Origin of the sequence: Micromonospora tarapacensis, assembly GCF_019697375.1 — a bacterium.
Classification (GTDB): domain Bacteria; phylum Actinomycetota; class Actinomycetes; order Mycobacteriales; family Micromonosporaceae; genus Micromonospora; species Micromonospora tarapacensis.
In genome coordinates, this window is sequence record NZ_JAHCDI010000004.1 from 2487804 (window position 1) to 2504693 (window position 16890).

Annotated in this window: 18 protein-coding genes and 1 pseudogene; 9 read left to right on the plus strand and 10 right to left on the minus strand. The window is 72.6% G+C overall.

The features are described 5' to 3' along the window. Positions 1-6: 6 nt before the first annotated feature. The 7 genes from KIF24_RS17280 to KIF24_RS17310 all read right to left on the minus strand — a co-directional run bounded on the left by KIF24_RS17280 (position 7) and on the right by KIF24_RS17310 (position 7391). Positions 7-975 carry an SCO2522 family protein gene (locus KIF24_RS17280; RefSeq protein ID WP_230415700.1) on the minus strand — a complete coding sequence of 323 codons (969 nt, stop codon included), beginning with the start codon at positions 973-975 and terminating at the stop codon, positions 7-9. Further along, a complete protein-coding gene (locus KIF24_RS17285; RefSeq protein WP_221084932.1) occupies positions 975-1904 on the minus strand; it encodes an SCO2523 family variant P-loop protein in 930 nt (309 codons plus the stop codon). Before KIF24_RS17285 ends, KIF24_RS17280 begins: the two co-directional genes overlap by 1 nt. Continuing rightward, entirely contained in the window at positions 1905-3746 is a 1842-nt protein-coding gene (locus KIF24_RS17290) for an SCO2524 family protein (RefSeq protein ID WP_221084933.1), read from the minus strand. Positions 3747-3969: 223 nt separating this feature from the next. Beyond that, entirely contained in the window at positions 3970-4764 is a 795-nt protein-coding gene (locus KIF24_RS17295) for an SCO2525 family SAM-dependent methyltransferase (protein ID WP_221084934.1), read from the minus strand. 277 nt (positions 4765-5041) lie between these two features. Next, the gene (locus KIF24_RS17300) at positions 5042-5719 is read right to left on the minus strand and encodes a hypothetical protein (protein ID WP_221084935.1); all 678 of its coding nucleotides are present in this window, start codon (positions 5717-5719) and stop codon (positions 5042-5044) included. A gap of 149 nt (positions 5720-5868) precedes the next feature. Beyond that, positions 5869-6501 carry a nucleotidyltransferase family protein gene (locus KIF24_RS17305; RefSeq protein ID WP_221084936.1) on the minus strand — a complete coding sequence of 211 codons (633 nt, stop codon included), beginning with the start codon at positions 6499-6501 and terminating at the stop codon, positions 5869-5871. 242 nt (positions 6502-6743) lie between these two features. Beyond that, positions 6744-7391: an L-threonylcarbamoyladenylate synthase gene (locus tag KIF24_RS17310; RefSeq protein ID WP_221084937.1), complete on the minus strand. Its 648-nt coding sequence runs from the start codon at positions 7389-7391 to the stop codon at positions 6744-6746. Between the two features lie 85 nt (positions 7392-7476). On the opposite strand from KIF24_RS17310, the gene KIF24_RS17315 reads away from it, so the two are divergent. Then, positions 7477-7875 carry a hypothetical protein gene (locus KIF24_RS17315; RefSeq protein ID WP_221084938.1) on the plus strand — a complete coding sequence of 133 codons (399 nt, stop codon included), beginning with the start codon at positions 7477-7479 and terminating at the stop codon, positions 7873-7875. On the opposite strand, the gene KIF24_RS17320 is transcribed toward KIF24_RS17315, so the two are convergent. From KIF24_RS17320 to KIF24_RS33040, 3 genes are all read right to left on the minus strand, one after another. Continuing rightward, positions 7823-8536, minus strand: a complete 714-nt coding sequence (locus KIF24_RS17320) for a YoaK family protein (protein WP_221084939.1) — start codon at positions 8534-8536, stop codon at positions 7823-7825. The genes KIF24_RS17315 and KIF24_RS17320 overlap by 53 nt on opposite strands. A gap of 194 nt (positions 8537-8730) precedes the next feature. After that, positions 8731-9480: a glycoside hydrolase family protein gene (locus KIF24_RS33035; RefSeq protein ID WP_331461168.1), complete on the minus strand. Its 750-nt coding sequence runs from the start codon at positions 9478-9480 to the stop codon at positions 8731-8733. A 159-nt stretch (positions 9481-9639) separates the two neighbouring features. Continuing rightward, a complete protein-coding gene (locus KIF24_RS33040; protein ID WP_230415702.1) occupies positions 9640-10551 on the minus strand; it encodes an RNA polymerase sigma factor in 912 nt (303 codons plus the stop codon). Positions 10552-10728: 177 nt separating this feature from the next. Between KIF24_RS33040 and KIF24_RS35105 the strand changes: the two are divergent. From KIF24_RS35105 to KIF24_RS33055, 8 genes and pseudogenes are all read left to right on the plus strand, one after another. Then, positions 10729-11130: pseudogene (locus KIF24_RS35105) on the plus strand (helix-turn-helix domain-containing protein); the annotation flags it as partial. A gap of 66 nt (positions 11131-11196) precedes the next feature. Next, positions 11197-11604 (plus strand): arsenate reductase ArsC, encoded by a 408-nt coding sequence (locus KIF24_RS33050; RefSeq protein ID WP_407940000.1) that lies wholly within the window; start codon positions 11197-11199, stop codon positions 11602-11604. A 134-nt stretch (positions 11605-11738) separates the two neighbouring features. After that, positions 11739-12131 (plus strand): DUF1330 domain-containing protein, encoded by a 393-nt coding sequence (locus KIF24_RS17335; RefSeq protein ID WP_221084941.1) that lies wholly within the window; start codon positions 11739-11741, stop codon positions 12129-12131. A gap of 115 nt (positions 12132-12246) precedes the next feature. Further along, positions 12247-12822 (plus strand): GNAT family N-acetyltransferase, encoded by a 576-nt coding sequence (locus tag KIF24_RS17340; RefSeq protein WP_221084942.1) that lies wholly within the window; start codon positions 12247-12249, stop codon positions 12820-12822. Between the two features lie 121 nt (positions 12823-12943). Beyond that, positions 12944-13657: a siderophore-interacting protein gene (locus tag KIF24_RS17345; protein ID WP_221084943.1), complete on the plus strand. Its 714-nt coding sequence runs from the start codon at positions 12944-12946 to the stop codon at positions 13655-13657. Positions 13658-13682: 25 nt separating this feature from the next. Then, positions 13683-14852 (plus strand): ATP-grasp domain-containing protein, encoded by a 1170-nt coding sequence (locus KIF24_RS17350; RefSeq protein ID WP_230415704.1) that lies wholly within the window; start codon positions 13683-13685, stop codon positions 14850-14852. After that, on the plus strand, positions 14849-16468 hold the full coding sequence (locus KIF24_RS17355; protein ID WP_221084945.1) for an IucA/IucC family siderophore biosynthesis protein: 1620 nt from the start codon (positions 14849-14851) through the stop codon (positions 16466-16468). The genes KIF24_RS17350 and KIF24_RS17355 overlap by 4 nt, the downstream gene beginning before the upstream one ends. A gap of 8 nt (positions 16469-16476) precedes the next feature. After that, complete coding sequence (locus KIF24_RS33055) at positions 16477-16833, plus strand: hypothetical protein (RefSeq protein WP_230415705.1); 357 nt, start codon at positions 16477-16479, stop codon at positions 16831-16833. Positions 16834-16890 lie beyond the last annotated feature (57 nt).

A 16890-nucleotide genomic window follows, 5' to 3' on the forward strand; every position in this document is an offset into this window, starting at 1 on the left:
GCGTCCTCACTCGCCGATGAACACGTAGCTCAGCCGGTCGACCAGTTCGTCGGGCAACTCCACGCCCTCGCTCCCGGCCCGCTTGGCGACCTGTCGCGCGACCGCCGGCGGCACCGCCACCTGGCCGAGGATGGTTCGCACGGCCAGCTCGACCGGGAGGTACCGGGTGTCCATCAGGGTCACCGTGCGGTACCCACAGAACGGCGCGGCGTCCGGATTCAGCTGGACGATCGCCGGCAACCGGTCCCAGTCGTCGGGCAGCGGCTCGTCGGGCGACAGCCGGTAGGGTTGGGCGACCGTCTGCCCCCGGTGTCGCAGCACCCCGAGCCGCGTCATCTGCCAGACCGAGGCGAGCAACGCGCAGGCCCACACCCGACGCTCCGGCTCGTCGGACCACAACTCGATGTCGACGAAGATGGAGTGCGGGGCGTCGCCGGACTGCAACGGCGGGGACCACGGCACCGGCAGGGTCATCGCCGGCGCGTCGGCATGACCCGGGGAGCGCTTGCCGTTGGACAACCAGCCCGACTCGCTCAGCGGCGGACGGCTCCCGTTGGTGTGCCGGGGCGGCTCCACGACCAACGTGTCGACCACCAGCCGGGCCAGCTCGACATCGTCGTGCCGGGCGAAGCTGGACTCCCGGGCCACGTAGTCCAACACCAGGCCCTGCTCCGTCGCGGCCTGCTGCACCTGCGGGATGATCTCGCGCGGAGTGGCGAACCGGTGGAAGTAGTCGTCCACCAGGAAGCAGGTGCTGATCCGGGGTTGCCGCTGCGGGCGCAACCCTCGACGGGCCAGCGCCGGTATCACCTGGGCCCAGTCCGCGATCCGCTCGAACTTGCGCCGCAGATCCCGGCACCCGTCGCCGAAATCCTCCGCGTACACGTGCCCCAACTCCACCGACAGGTGCGAGTACGCCACGCTCTCCGTTCGACGCACCGCGGCTGCCTCCTGGAACCTGACATCCACGCTCATCACACGGTCTCCCATGCCGTCTCGTCGAATATCTTGTCGGTCAGGTCCACGAAGGCGTCGACCGTCCTGGCGTTGGCGATCTTGGTCTGCACGTCGTGGTCCGAGATCAGCTGCTCGCGCCATTGCAGCATCGGGTCCAGCGGCACCGTGCCGAGCAGCGTGGTGCGCCCGGTGCCCTTCTTCCGGGCCAGCTCCGACAGATCCGCGTCACACTTGCGCAGGAATGCCTGCTGCGCCAGATCGAGGTGGCCGACCTCCGGGCCGCGTGAGTCGATCACCGCCGTCCGGACGAACCGGAGCGACTCCCGCAGCCGGTCCGGTTCGTGGCCGTATTCCTTCCCCATGGCCAGGATCCCACCGGCCTCGAAGGCCAGGTCCGCGGCCGCCGTCACGTGTTGCGGGGTCCACCGGTGGAAGACCAGCCAGCGAACGGTCACCTTACGCAGGGTCGGGGTGGCGGTGGCCGCCAGGGCGATCTGGCTGGCGTAGGAACGACCGGCGCTGAGGTCCACCAGGGTCAGGTCGAACTCCTCCTCCAGCCGGAGGAAGAGTTCCGCACAGCGCCGGCCGATGTCGTTGGTGAAGCCGAATTCGCTGCCGTTGCGCTGCCCGGGCAGCAGCACCAGCGAGCCGGACCGGGTGGGCCGCTGGCGCAGGCTGACCTGCTCCGAGGTGGCCCAGACGTCCAACTGTTCCGGCGACGGAATCTCACCGCGCAGGTATCGGTGCAGACCGCCACCGTTCGGCCCGGCGCCCTCGACGCCGTTGGTCGCCTGCGGGACGTGGAAGGTGATGCCGGCTGTCGGCGAACCGAAGTCGTAGTCCAGATAGCAGGTGGGGCGGCCGGCCAGCGCACTGCGGTAGGCCATGTTCGCCGCGGTCACCGACCGCCCGGTGCCGCCCTTGTGCGAGGTGACGAAGACCAGCATTCAGATCCCCTCGCTGGCCTTCTGCTGGCCGGTGGTGACGTCGTTGAGCAGCAGCAGCAGGGTGCCGGCCAGGGCGGCGGCCGTGCCCGGGCGGTCGTCCACCAGCGACTGTGCCTGGCGCAGGCTGGCGCGGATGCTACGCATGCTGCGCTGCATCGCCTCACCGGCGAACGTGCCGCGCATCAACTCCCGGTCGAAGAGGTACTCGGCTTCGTCGATGAGATCCTGCGCGTACGCGGCGAGTCTGCCGGCCCGGGGGAACGGGCGCTCCCAGAGCAGCTGACCGGCGGTGACCAGCGCGTGCACCACCCGCTCGGTGAGGTACCAGGAGGGCGCCACCGGCGGCGGCGCGAGCCCGGGGAAGGCGCCGCCGGCGTGATCCCACAGTCCTGCGTACCGGCTGTCCGGGATGCGACGGAGCAGCAGGTGCTCCCAGACCTCGTCGGCCAGCTCCAGCAGCTCGCTGCGCCGCCGGGCATTGTTCAGCAGGCCGGCGACGGTGGTGGCCCGCAGCAGCAGGACCGTGGAGAACTCGTTCACGTTCCACGTCATGATCGGCTTCGACGTGGCGTCGTTGAGCGTCACCTGCTTGCCCGGTGCGTGCACGACCAACGCCGACTCGTCGGGCGAGGCCCGCCGGGTGATCCGTGCCCGCTGCGCCAGCTCCACCAGGACGCTGGCGATCCGGCCGAGCTCCTCGTCGCCGCCCCGCCCGCCGGCGATCAGGCCCTTCACCGCCAGCGAGGTGGCCTGGAGGGTGTAGTAGTCGGTCCGGTCGCCGTCGGTGGTCCGCCAGGGAATGTCCTCGATGGGCCAGCGCCGCCGGTTGGCGAAGGTCGCCACCGTGGCCCAGTACGTCCGGGTCAGCTCCCAGCGCAGTTGCAGGGCCCGGGACAGCCGCTGCTGCTCCTCGTTGAGCAGACCGAGCAGGCGGGTGCGCTCGGAGTTCAGGTCGTCGATGGCGTCCATCGCGATGACCGTGAAGTAGAGGTAGGGCGCGTTCTCCGCCGAGCCCACACGCTGCGGGCCGATCGGCTCGGTGGTCGGGACCTCCTCGGCGTCGGCGATCGTCCCCCACGACCACCCGCACTCGAACAGCATCTCGCTGTTGTCCAGGTCCTCCGTCACCCGACCGGAGCCGATGACGACGCTGCGCAGGCTGGCCATCGTGTCCCGCAGCTGCTCGCGTAGTGCGGCCACCACCTCCCGGCGCGGCAGCTCGTCCTGGTTGACCATGTCGCAGAGTCGGACGCCGAACTCGTCGGTCGAGGCGAAGACGGAGGTGCTGAAGCTGCGCAGCAGGCCGACCATGGCCGCGGTGAGCCGCACGCTGGCCATCGTCTCCAGCACGTCGAGCTGGGACAGCAGGTCGCGCCGCTGGGTGGAGCCGCGGTAGATCTTGACGAAACCGATCGTCGCCAGGGTGAGTGTGACGGACACCGCGAACGAGTCGACGATGTCCAGGGAACGCTGCTCCTCGGTGAGATCCGGACCGCCGTCCACCGGGGTGAGATAGGTGCCACCGGCGAAGATCGGTGCACCGGCCTCGTCGGTGTACCGGGTGAAGTAGTCGGACATCAGGCCGACCAGGCGGCGCGGGATCTCGATCGCGCCACCCATGGCGCCGAGCGCCTCGATGACCTCCTCGTCGATGCCGTCCGGGTCGTCCAGCGACAGCATCGGAATCTTGGTCGCCGGGAGCAGCAGGGTCAACAGTTGCTCGGCGTCGCTGATGGAATTCGTCGCGCTCCGGCCGCCCCAGTGCCATTCGCCGTTCTGCCAGCAACTGCGCACCGTGGCCCGCCAGATGTCGAGGATCTCCTGGCGCGGCTGTATCCGCATGGTCCACCGCCGTCTACTGTCGTCGTCGAGCTGCTCAAGTCGTCGAAACGGAACTGCCGGTGTTGCCTGGCACACGATGATCCACGGTGACGTGCGCCCTCATCGTATCCCTGTCGGGGCTTCGCCTGAACGTCCGCGTGGACCTGTGTTGCCGGAGAACCGGGCACCGAGCGACGCGGCACCATTCCTGGTCGTGGCCCGGTGAACGGTTCCGGACAGCGCGTCAGCCCCGGCTGCGGCCGGTGACCAGCAGCATGCCCAGGTAACCGTCGCGCAGCGACGGAGTGGGCCGCACCTCGTGCAGGTCCACGTCGTACGCGCCGGCCGCGATGCTCGTCAACACCTCCGCCCGTTGCAGGGCCACGGCCGGGAACCAGTGCTGGCCGACGCGGTAACCGTGCGAGCCGAGCATGAACGCCGCGGCAAAGGGCGAGCTGGGCCGCAGCGCTCCGAGGAACCGGCCGATGGCGTGCTCGGACTCCGTTCGGTCACCCGAGATCGAGCACGCCACGAAGAACATCGTGCCCGCACCCCAGGCGTGCCTGGGCAGGTCGAAGACGCTGAGTTGCGACACGCGGCCCACCCGCGCCAGGCGATGCCGCGGATCGGCGAGCGTGGCGTAGGCCGGATGCTCGGCACACACCTGCCAGTACGCGTCCCAGCAGGCGTCGTAGCTCTCGATCTGGGTGCGCAGCCAGCCGACATTGGCCGTGGACCATTCGCACAGTTCCATACTTCGCGCGAATGGCAGAAGGGACAAAGCCGGGTAGAGGTTTGCGCCCGACCCCACGTCGACACAGTGCGCGCCGGAAACACTCGCACCACCGAAAAAGTCCCTGATCCGACAGAGAATTTCGCGATCGTCCTCACGCAGCACCGAGTAGTTGTGCTGGACGTATGCCCAGGGGTCGAAGCCGTCCCACTCGACCTCGGAATTGGCCGGCCTCTCGGCATCGACTCGTGACGGCGGGGTCGGTGGCCCGCTACAACCTGAGCCGGCCGCCGGAATCAATGTCATGGAGGTGCCTCCACTGAGGTCGGCAGGTCACTGAACCCTTTTCAACCTGAACCGCGCGGCACTTGCGCACCGTCCGACCCTGCGGTCCGTCGTACCGCGAGGGGAGGTTGAAAAGGGCTCACCATGGTCGTCCTCCGACGCGCTCAGTCCATTGCCCATTATGCATCGGTCGCGATGCCGACTCGCAAGTGGCGAGGTCGGCGTCAACTCCGGTCGGACCGCTGCCGATCACGGCACCCGGCAAGGCACGCGGACGGGTCGGGTGGCGGCGCGACGGTCACCCGCCGGAGCCCTCGGTCGATCCGTCCGGGGTGAGGGCACCCTCCACCTCGCCGGCATCGAGGTGCACGTGCCGATGGCCGTGCCCCGCATCGATGTTGATCTGGTCGAGCTGGGTCGCCGCCACCGACCAGGTGGTGACCGCGAGGGTCGCCTGCCGGGCCGCCAGTGCCAGCTGCTCGGGGCGGTCGGCGGCGGGTCCGGCCAGTGCCAGGGCGACGGAGTCCACCGCGACGGCCGCCTGTTCCACGGCGCTGCGCAGCCCGCCCCGGGCGACGTTGGTGGCGGTCATGCCCGACGGCGGGTCGGCGAACTGGGCGGTCAGCCGGCCCATGATCTGCTGCCACTGGCTGACCTGAGTCGCCTCGGGAGTGCGTCCGGCCTCGGCGTCCTGCTTGACGGCGCGGATGATCGGCGAAAGCTCCTCCCCGGTCCGCTGCGCCATCTCGGTGAGCTCGACGATCTGCTGCGCGTCGCGCTCGACGTCGGCCTGTTGCAGCGCCGCGATGCTCGCCTCGGTCGGGCCCGGCCGTCCCACGGCGTGCCCCACCAGCCCACCGGCCGGGGCCGCCACCAGCACCGCCGCGGCGGCGACCGCGAGCATCCAGGTCTTCGACCGTCCCTTGCCGGCCGACGGGGTCAGCAGGTAGGAGGGCCTGCCGGTTCGACGGGACATGGCACCCCTCACATCGACGGTTGCTTGGCTGGGAGATTAGCCGTTCCGCCACGCGGCGTCGATAGTTCTGCCCGCACGCGGGGAACTTTCCTCGGAAACACACGAAAGATGGGTGGTCGGCCCGGGCGGTGGGCGCCGGCCCTCGGGCCTCACTGCCCGGCGCCGCCCCGCCGGTCTCCGCCCCGGCGGAACGGGTCGCGATCGGCCTCGGTGTCGATGTCGCCGCCGGTGGCGACATCGCCGCAGGGCACGATCCGGAGGTCCGCCGCCCGCTCGTGCAGGTACCTGCGGGCACCCACGTCACCCGAGGCCGAGGCGACGACGCCGTCCCAGTGGACCCGACCGAGCAGCACCGGGTGGCCTCGCTCACCGCCGTAGCCCGCCATGGCCAACGCGTCCGGCGCGGCGAGCGCGACCAGCCGGCGTACCGCCTCGGGGGTGACGCCGGGCATGTCGACCAGCAGCACCACGACGGCGATCGAACGGGTCGCCCGCAGCGCGACGAGGCCGGCCCGCAACGACGAGGCCATGCCGGTGGCCCACTCGGGATTGTCGAGCACCATCACACCACCGAGGTCGACGCGATCCCGGACCGCCCCGGCCTGCGCACCGAGCACCGTCACCACCGGGTGACACCCGCCGGCCCGGGCGGTGACCACCGACCGTTCCACGAGCAGCCGGCCGTCGAGTTCCACCAGCGCCTTGGGACACCCGTACCGCCGGCCCGCGCCGGCCGCGAGCACCAGCCCGGCGACGGTTGTCCGCACCCCGCCCGCCCGCATCGCCGCACGTTAACATCGCCCGCATCCACCAGGACGGACGCTTCGCCGAACCGGCTCGACACCGGCCCGCCGAAGCGGCAGGGGCGGACGGCGGCCCGGCCCGAGAGCGCCCGCCCCGGACGGGGCGGGCGCATTGCCGATCGCCGGGTCGTCAGCCGACCCGGACGAGTTGCCACTGTTGGTTGGCGCCGTTCCAGACGCCCGGCCGACCCGATCACCCCTCGCCAGGTCGGCGCTGCCGGTCACCGACCGACCGTCGGACCACCGTCCTGGGCGAACCGGGCCGGGTCACCGGCGCCGACCCGGACGATCTCCGGCTCACCGTCGGAGAAGTCGACCACCGTGGTCGGTTCGATGCCGCAGTCACCCGCGTCGACCACCGCGTCGACGGCGTGGTCGAGACGCTCCTTGATCTCCCAGCCCTGGGTCATCGCCTCGTCCTCGCCGGGCAGCAGCAGCGTGCTCGACAGCAACGGCTCACCCAGCGCGTCGAGGAGCGCGCGGGTGACCGGATGGGCGGGGATGCGTACGCCGACGGTCTTCTTGCGTGGGTGCAGCAGCCGGCGCGGCACCTCCTTCGTCGCCGGCAGGATGAACGTGTAGCTGCCCGGGGTGGCCGCCTTTACCGCGCGGAACACCGCGTTGTCGAGCTGCACGAACTGGCCGAGCTGGGCGAAGTCACGGCACACCAGCGTGAAGTGGTGCCCGCTGTCGAGGTGGCGGATCTCCCGGATCCGGTCCATGCCGTCCTTGTTGCCCAGCCGGGCACCCAACGCGAAGCAGGAGTCCGTCGGGTAGGCGATCAGCCCGTCCGCGCGGACGATGTCGATCACCTGTCCGATGCTGCGTGGTTGCGGGTTGTCCGGGTGTACGTCGAAGTACCTCGCCATGGGCGGAAGATTACGCCGCACCCGATCCTGTCACCTTGCCGACAGTGCCCACCCATCCGGGAGTTCGACGCCCATCGTTGTCTGTATGGCCGTGCGCGCTGACCGAGGCGGCTACCGGGCCACGCCCCGGTCCCCCGCGACGCCCACCCAGGTCCGGGTCACCGTGCTCACCTTCGCGCTGCTGTCACTGCTGTTCGCCCTGGCGACGGTGCACCGCCTGCTGGCCGAGACGGGCTCGCTCGGCGCCGTCGCCTTCTTCGCCGTCATGGCCGCGGCGTGCGCCCTGGTGGCGGTCAGCCTGGCCGGCCGCCGGCCGTGGGCGCCCTACCCCGCGTACGCGCTGGCAGGTCTGCTGGCCGCCGCCTCGCTCGGTCTTTTCGGCGCGATCACGATCGTCGGCCTGGGCCTGCTGGCGTGGGTGGTCCTGGCCCTCAACGTCCGAGCCTCCCGGGACTGGTTCGGCGGGCGCGGCCGGCTGCGTTGACCTCCCGCCGGCGGACGCGGGCGGCCATCGCCGTACCGGTCGCCAACATCACGCCGGCCAGCAGCAGTGCCGCCGCCCCGCTGACCCGCGTGGTCAGGATCGCGGCGACGAGGGCGCCGGATCCCATCGCGACGAGCGCGCCGATCCGCCTGGGCCACCCCCTCGAGGTGCCGCCGGCGATCCGGCTGTCGGTGCAGAGGCTCACGAGCGTCGACGTCACGACCACCGTGGAGAGGCCCGGGACACCGATCCTCCTGGCCACCGCGGCCTGAGCGCCGAGCACCAGGGCCAGCAGCCCGGTCGTGCCGAGCATCGCCGGCCCGTGCGGTGCTCCGGCGGCCGTCCAGAGCCCGGCCAGGGCCCACGTCAGCGTGGTGCCGCCGGCCAGCACGGTCAGCCCGGAGCGGGACAACCTCGCCAGCCCGGATGCATCCCGGGTCACCCGGCCGGCCAACACCGCGCCGATCGCGAACGCGAGCAGCGCCACCGCGTTGTTGAGCGCCGGGATTCCGGGAACGCCGGCCAGCCCGAAGCCGAAGAGCAGGATGTTCCCGGTCATGTTGCCGGCGAAGACCTGGCCCAGGGCGAGGAAGCTGACCCCGTCGATCGCCCCCGTGCCCACCGTCAGCACCAGCAACGGCACGTCGTACGTCCTGGCCATGGCCCTTCCGAGGCTCGCCCACCGACGGCCGGCTCGCCGAGCGGCGAGCCGGTGGGATCGGGGTGAGCCGGGGCGGTCGTCCTGGCCGGAGTCTAGTGCGGCAGGTCCGGCAACGCGGGCGAATCGCCGGGCCCCGCGTCCGCCAGGGCCTGCCGGCGCGTCACCACCCCGGGCCGGGGCCGCCGGCAGGGCGATCAGCGGGCCGCCTGGAAGGCCCGCCCGACGGCGGTGGCCTGGCTGCCGGTGCGGAACAGGCCGGAGCGGTCCTGGTCGGAGGCGGGCAGACCGAACCAGGCGTAGCGCTGGACGTAGGGCAGGCCGGCGAGCATGGTGGTGGCGGCGGTGAGGAAGGCGGCCTGCTGGGTCTCGGTGGGAAACCGCGGCTCACCCCCGTCGAAGCGGATCAGGGCGAACTCGGTGAGCCAGATGGGCTTGCCGTAACGCCGGTGGACCGCCTGGATGTACTGCTTGAGCTGGTTGACCGCGTTGGTCGTGGTGAAGTCGCCGCCGTACCAGTGCAGCGTGATGAAGTCGACCCGGTGGCCGCGCTCCCGCGCCCCGGTCATGAAGCGGTCCAGCCAGCCGCCGGCGTCGGCACCACCCCAGGCGACGGCCGGGCTGCCCAGCGTGCTGCCCGTGGCCATCAGCCTCGGCCACAGCTCCAGCGCCCGTCCGACCGTCATGTTCGCCTGTTCCGGCAGGTCCGGCTCGTTGAACGCCAGCAGGTACGGCCCCGCCGCCTTCGCCCGGGCCAGCTCGTCGGCCGTCACGTTCTCCTCGGCGCGGATCATCGGCACGAACGTCGCACCGGGCGGGGTGGCGATGCCCGGGTGCCGGGTTCCCCAGGTGTGGTACCAGCCCGCGTTCGAGTTCGCCAACGCCTGGCTGGCGCCGGCGAAGTTCCACACCCCGACGCCCTTTCGGGCCGACGTCGACGCCGGCACCTGCGGCGCCGGCCGGGCGGCCGGCGGCCGGCTCGCCGAGGCGGTGGCCGACGGGGGTGGCGTACTCGGGGCGGGGGCCCGGCCGAAGCTGGGGCCGGCGGGGCGGGGTCGCGGCCGGCGGGGCGGCGAACGACGGCGGCGGCGGATCGTCCGGCCGGGTCACGACCACCGCGGTGACGCCCAGGACGAGGGCGGCGATGCCGGCGGTGACCGGCGCGAGCCTTCCCTCGGTCGGCCCAGCGCCGCCCGGGCGGCATCCGGCGGTGGGCCCGTCCCCGGGAACCGGAGGGCGAGCGTGGCCGGCAACGGCAGCAGCGGGAGGTTGGCCACCAGCCGGTCGATCGGCAGGAGCGGGCCACCCGGCTGCCCGCAGGACGGGCAGTCGCGGACGTGCCGGGCGAGGCGCTTGCGCCACCGGGGCGTCGGCAGCCCGTCCCAGTGGGCGGTCACCACCCGCAGGTCGGGACAGCCGGGATCGGCCCGCAGCGCACGCAGCACGACCCGGGCGCTCTGGATCTGCTCCTTCATCCGGTGCACCCGCACCGCGACGTGCCCGGTGGACAGGCCGAGCGCGCCGGCGACCTCGGACCGGTCCAGGTCGCCGGTCTCCTCCAGCCACCAGAGCGCGAGTAGTTCCTGGTCGCCCCGGTCCAGCCAGCGGGTCGCCTCGGCGACCTCGCGTCGTTGGTCGGTCAGCCCGAGCCGCAGGATGGTCACCGCCGCGAAGTCGGCACCCGGATCGGGAACGTCGTCGACCGCCTCCAGCCCGGCGAGGCGGTCCAGCGCCGCCCGGCGGTGCTGTTCCCAGTCGCGTACCTGCCGGATGGTGATCGCCACCAGCCAGGACCGGAACGCGGCCGGGTCGCGCAGGTCACGCAGGTGCCGGACCACCCGCACCAGGGTCTCCTGGACCACGTCGTCGACGTCGGCGTGGCCGCGCAGCGCCCGTCCCACGATGTTGTAGACCAGCGGCAGGGACCCCCGCACCACCTCGTCGAGCGCCTGCCGATCGCCGTGTCGGGCCGCGCTGACCCGCCCCGCCTCGGGCAGCCCCTGACCGGTTGACGACATGTCCTTGTCCCTCCTGAGCTCGACTACGCGTACGTCCCCCTGAAGGGGGACGGTCGGCGGCAGGTCGGATTACGTAATTCTCTCGACCCGGGCCGGGCGACCGCCGCCCGGGGCGGCGGCCGGAGCGGGTGACGGCGGACTTGACACCGGAGCATTTACACAGCGATTATTGAGTCAATGAACGTTGAGCCTTCTCCCCTGATCCGGCGGGCGCGGCTCCACGCCGCGCTCGGCGACCCGGCGCGGCTGGCGATCGTGGACGCGCTCATCCTGGGTGACGCCTCCCCGGGGGAGATCGCCCGCCGACTCGACCTGCCGACCAACCTGGTCGCCCATCACGTCAAGGTGCTCACCCACGCCGGGCTGGTGGCGAGGGTCCGCTCCGAGGGCGACCGGCGGCGCAGCTACCTCCAGCTGCGACCCGAAGCCCTCGCCACCCTCGTCCCGCCACGACTGGCCGGGGTCCACCGGGTGGTCTTCGTCTGCACCCACAACTCGGCCCGCTCGCAGCTGGCCGCCGCACTGTGGAGACATCGCACCCGCGGCGCCGCCGCCTCCGCCGGCACGAAACCGGCGGCCCGCGTCCATCCCCGGGCGATCGCCGTGGCCCACCACCACCAGCTGGATCTCGACCCCGCCCATCCCGTGAGCGACAAGCCCAGCGTCCTGTTCGTCTGCGTCCACAACGCCGGCCGCTCCCAGATGGCCGCCGGCTGGCTGCGCCACCTCGCCGGCGACACCGTCGAGGTCCGCTCCGCCGGCTCCGCGCCCGCCGAGACGGTCAACCCGGCCGCCGTGGAGGCCATGCGGGAGGTCGGCATCGACATCACCGACCAGAGCCCCAAGCTTCTCGAGTACGCCACCGCCGAGTCCTCCGACGTGATCATCACAATGGGCTGCGGCGACGCCTGCCCCGTCTTCCCGGGCAAGCGCTACGAGGACTGGAAGCTCGCCGACCCGGCCGGCAAGGGCGTCGACGCGGTCCGGCCGATCCGCGACGAGATCCGTACCCGGGTCGAGAAGCTGCTGACCGAGCTGCCCGCTGCGGCCTGACCCGGCGGGGGTCGTGGCACCGGGTGCTACGCGGCCAGTTGCACCGGGAGTGCAGAATTCCACTCCCGGTGCCATTGACGGCGCCACCGTCCGGACCGGAATACTGCTTCCAACCCGGAGATCGGAGAGCAGCGATGGCGGTAGACCCGAGCGACGACGTTCTCGCCGACTTCCTCGCCGACGAACCCGACGGCCCGGTGGTGATGCTCAACCTGCTCCGGTTCGCCGACGGCGGTCGCCCGCGGTACCAGCAGTACGCGAAGGCCTTCGGTGAGACCGTCGCCCCCCGCTACGGGGTGGAGGTCGTCTACGCCGGCGACGGCAGCGCGGCTCTCGTCGCCGAAGCGGGCCAGCAGTGGGACGCCGTCCTGCTGGTGCGGTATCCGACCCGCCACGCGTTCGGCCGGATGCTCGCCGACCCGGAATACCAGCAGATCGCCCACCTCCGGCGGAACGCGTTGAGCGAGGCCGTGCTCCAGCCGACCCGCCCGTGGGGCCGCCACCGGCCCGGGGCCGGCCGTTCGTGACCGGCACCCGGGACGGGTGATCGACGGGTCCGCGGGACGGGAGCGCGAGACAGGGACTTGCCCGAGTGCCGCCATCCTGGTTAGGTATGCCTAACCAAACTTTGGGGAGGGCTCGATGTCGTCGTCGGTTGCCGCCACCGAGGCGTCCGGCAGCCTCGACAGCAGCACGGTCGTCACCGACCAGGTCGACGTCGAGGCACTTGCCGAGGTCTACCGTCGCGTGCACGCGAACGACCTGCACCTGGTCGACCATCAGGTTCCGACGGCGCGGGAGCGTCTTCGGTGGACCGCCGAGGCAGCCGGCTTCGAGGCGGCGCTCGGGTACGTCGACGGCCGTCTGGTCGGAACGGTGATGGGTTGTCCGCTGCCGCCGGAGACCCTGTGGTGGCGTGACCTGACCGCGACGGACGACCCCGACCTCGCAGTCGAGTGGGCGGGGCGCACCTTCGCCGTGTGCGAGGCGTTCGTGCTGCCCGAGTTCCGTCGGCACCGCCTCGGCCTCCGGATGACGACCGACCTGCTGGCCCGCCGCCGCGAGGAGCGGGTCGCGCTCGCGGTCGCCGAGACGAACACCCGGGTGTGGCACGCGCTGCAACGGGTCGGATTCGACCACGTCGGCGACCTCGTCCCGTTTCCGGGCTGGCGCCCGCACCGGATGCTGGTACGGGCGCTGCCGCTGAACACCCGGTGAGCGGCGGGAAGACCAACGACGGCCGGCACCGCGGGCAGCCGCCGCCCAGCGACGACCGGCACCCGTCGTCGCCGATCGACAAGCTCTTCGTCACCCGAACGCAGCCATGGTGGAGGCACACGTGAAACGAAACTGGGAAGCTCTCGTCCTCAAGGCGTTCGGAGGCAGGAACTTCCAGCTGACCGTGCTCGACAGCGAGCCGATCGGCGACCACTACCGGCGACTTCTCGTCGACGGGGGCGATCTCCTGCGGGTCTGCGGCCTCCACCCCACCATGTGGATCCGATTGTGGTTCGACAACGACGGCCGGCCGCACCAGCGGGCGTACACCCTGGTCGATCCGGACCCGGACAGCGGTCGCTTCCACCTCGTGTTCGCGCTGCACGACGGCTGTGCCGCGCGGTGGGCCACGACGGCACGGCCCGGCGACACCATCGAGGCCACCGTGCAGGGCAGTTCCTTCACCCTGCCCGAGCCGGCACCGGCCCGCCTCTACCTGGTCGGAGACGCGGCGTCGCTGCCGGCGGTCAACAGCCTGCTCGACGCCGCCGGGCCGGTGTCGGCGACGATCTGGCTGGAGTACGCCCACGACGGCGAGCGGAGCCTGCCGCTGCGCACCCGCCCGCACGACGACCTGGTGTGGCTGCCGCGCCGCGACGAGGGCCAGCATCTGGTGGACACCGTCACCGCCGCGCTCGGCACCGCGCACGACGACGCGCTGTACTGGGTGGCCTGCGAGGCGGCCAGCACCCGGAGCATCGCCAAGCACCTGCGACGGGGGCTCGGCGTCGGCAAGGAGCAGGTGGCGGCGCTCGCCTACTGGCGCGCCGGGTGACGGTCCACCGCCCAGCCGGCTCGTGATGCTGTATCTGACCGCCCTCAACCCGACCGACGCCGTGCTCGACGGCCTGCTGCCGGCGGCCGACTCGCTCGGCGTGCCGGTCACCGTGCTGACCGACCGGCCCGCCGACTGGCCGCGGGCGGCACCGGTGCGGTCCTGCCCGGTGCGGGACGCGGACGCCGTCGCCGGGGCGGTCCGGGAGGGTCCCGCCGCGGCGGGTCTGCTCTCCAACAGCGACCACCTGCAGGAGGCGACCGCCCTCGCGGCCCGTCGCCTCGGCCTGCCCGGAAAGGATCCGAGGGCGGCGCGGCGCTGCAAGGACAAGGCCGCCACCCGGCGGGCCGTCGCGGACGCCGGCCTCGACCTCGTCCGCGCCCGGACGCTGGAACCGGGTCGGACGCCGGTGTTCGACGCCTTTCCCGCCGTCGTCAAGCCGCGTGACGGTGTCGCCAGCGAGGACGCCTACCTGGTGACCGACAGCGGCGACCTGGCCCGTCGGGTCGCCGAGATCCGTCGGCGACGCCCGGACGTGTCCCTCGTGGTGGAGGAGTACCTGCCCGGCGAGGTCCGGACCCACGACACCCTGGGCGACGCGCAGACGCTGAGCGTGCTCGGCGGTTGGCGCACCACACTCGGCCCACCGCCCACCTTCACCGAGCGGTGCCTGGAGTGGGCACCGGCCCCGCCGGCCGTCTCCGCGGGACTGCACGCCCAACTGGCCGCGCTCGGCGTACGGTTCGGCGCCTGCCACACCGAGTTCGTCGTGCAGGACGGGCGGCCCCGGCTCATCGAGGTCAACGACCGGCTGATCGGCGACCGGATGGATCTGGTCCTGGCCGAACTGCTCGGCGTGCCCCTGTTCGAGTACGTCATCCGGCTGCACCTCGGCGAGTCCGTGGCCGCCCTCGGTCTGCCCGACCCGGCCACGGTCGCCCGGTCGGCCCGGGTCGAGTACGTCTGCGCCGACCGCGGCGGCACCCTCGTCGCCGCTCCCGGCGCCGTCGACGCGCTCCGCGACGGCGTACGGCTCGGCTGCCGCCCGATGCGTCCGGTGGGGACCACCGCCGAGTGGACCGGCACCAACCGGGACTACCTGGCCGTCCTGCACGGCATCGGACCGGAACCGGTCGGCGTACGCGGCGCGCTGGCCGGTTTCCGGGCGGACCTCGACTGGATGATCGCCGAGTGACCGATCCCGTCGAGCGGGAGGTGTTCCGCCGCGTGCTGGACGCCCTGCTACGAGAGGACCATCTCGGCCTGAGCAGTGCCGGCGGTCCCGACGGCCCCGGCTGGTGGCAGGCACCCCACCGCGACGGCCGGCTACGCCTTCCGGTCCGTCCCGACGGCTTCCAGCACGCCGTGCGCCTCGCCCGCCCGGAGTTGCACGTCCATCCGCCCGGCCACCGGCCACGCCGGGTCGGCACGGTGGCGGAACTGCTGGATCTGCTCGGGCCCCGGGACGACGCCGACGCCGAGGAGGGCTGGCGCGCCTTCACCGTCGAATGCCACGGTGATCTGCTGGCCCGCCGGCTGGCCGCCGCGACCCGCTCCCGCACGTACGCCGGGGTCGCCACCGCGCGGGCCGCCGCGCCGACCGGTCCGGCCGCCGCGCTGCTCGACGACGTCCTCGCCGCCCATGGCGGCCACCCCGTCTACCCCACCGACCGGTGCCGCCACGGCCTCGACGGCGGTGACCTGCGCCGGTACGCACCCGAGCACGCCCCCACGTTCGCCCTGCGGTGGCTGCCCGTGCCGGCCCGGACGCTGCGACTGAACGGCTCGCTGCCCGACTGGTGGCCGGCTTCCCGACGCGACGGCGAGGTGCTGCTGCCGGTGCACCCGCTCACCGCCGAACGGGCCGCCCTTCCGGTCCTCGACCACCCGGCCGTCACCGTACGGCCCACGCTGTCGATGCGGACGGTCGCTCTCGACACCGACCCCGCGACGCATCTGAAGCTGCCGCTGCCGACCGCCAGCCTGGGCGCCCGCAACCGCCGCACGCTGGCACCCGACTCGTTGTCGGACGCGGCGGCGATGGCCCGGCTGCTGGACCGCATCGCCGCCGGCGAGCCGCGCTTCGCCGGCCGGATCATGCAGGCCGACGAGAGCACGTTCGGCCACTGTGACGACGAACTGCGGTCGTTCCTGCTGCGCCGCCTGCCGGCCGGACTGGACCAGGCGACGATGGTGCCGGTGGCGGCCCTCGCCGCGACGGATCCCACCGCCGGCACGGTGGCCCAACGGGTCGGCGGCAGCGACCCGTCCCACCTGCTCGGGTCCTATCTGGATCTTCTGCTCGACTGGCACGTGTTCCTCTGGTTACGGTACGGGGTGGCGTTGGAAGCACATCCGCAGAACATCCATCTGGTCGTGCCCGTCGACGGCCCGGTCCAGCTGCTCTACAAGGACAACGACGGGGCGCGCCTCGATCCGCGCCACGCGGGCCGGGTGCGGTTGCGCGACGAACGGATGTGGGTTCGGCACCCTCGGGAGTTGGCCGACATGTTCGTCACGATCACCGTCCACCTGGCCGCGGCGGCTCCCCTGCTCGGCCTCGCGGAGCAGGGGGTCGACGTGCCCTCCCCCGTCGAGGCGCTCCCGCCACGGCTGCGGGCCGCCCGCGACAGGTGGGGCGACCGGCCCGCCGCCCGGCACCTCGTCGACCAGGTCCTCACCGCCGACCGGCTGCCGGTCAAGGCGATGCTCACCGCCGGTACGCTGCTGCCCAAGCATCGGCTCGGCTGCACCGACGTCAACAAGTACTACCGTCACACCGGCCCCAACTACCTGCGGGGCGACTCGTGAGGGGTCGGATGGCCGAGGCCGCCACCCGAGCGGCCGACCAGCCGGTGGAGTGCGCGGCCGACCTGGCCGCCGCGCACCGGCTGCTCTCCTGCTATCTCCGGGAGGTCGCCGCTCCCGACGGGGACACCGGAACCTCCGGCGGAGTCGTCCGGATCCGGCTGCCTCGCCTCGGGCTGACGCTGTCCTGCCGGCTGGCGCGGGTCTCGCCCATTCTGGCGCACCGCTACGACGGCGTCGTCCGGTGCCGGCCGACCTCGGCGCACGCCCCGGGCACCCGCGCGCGGCGGGCGCCGGCGCGGGCACCGGACCACCCGACGCTCCGGTCGACGCCGGGCAGCTCGCCCGGCTGCTCGCCGCCGAGCTGACGGCCCGCACCGGTCTGGCCAACGACGAGTTCGTCGAGCAGGTGCTCGGCAGCCGCG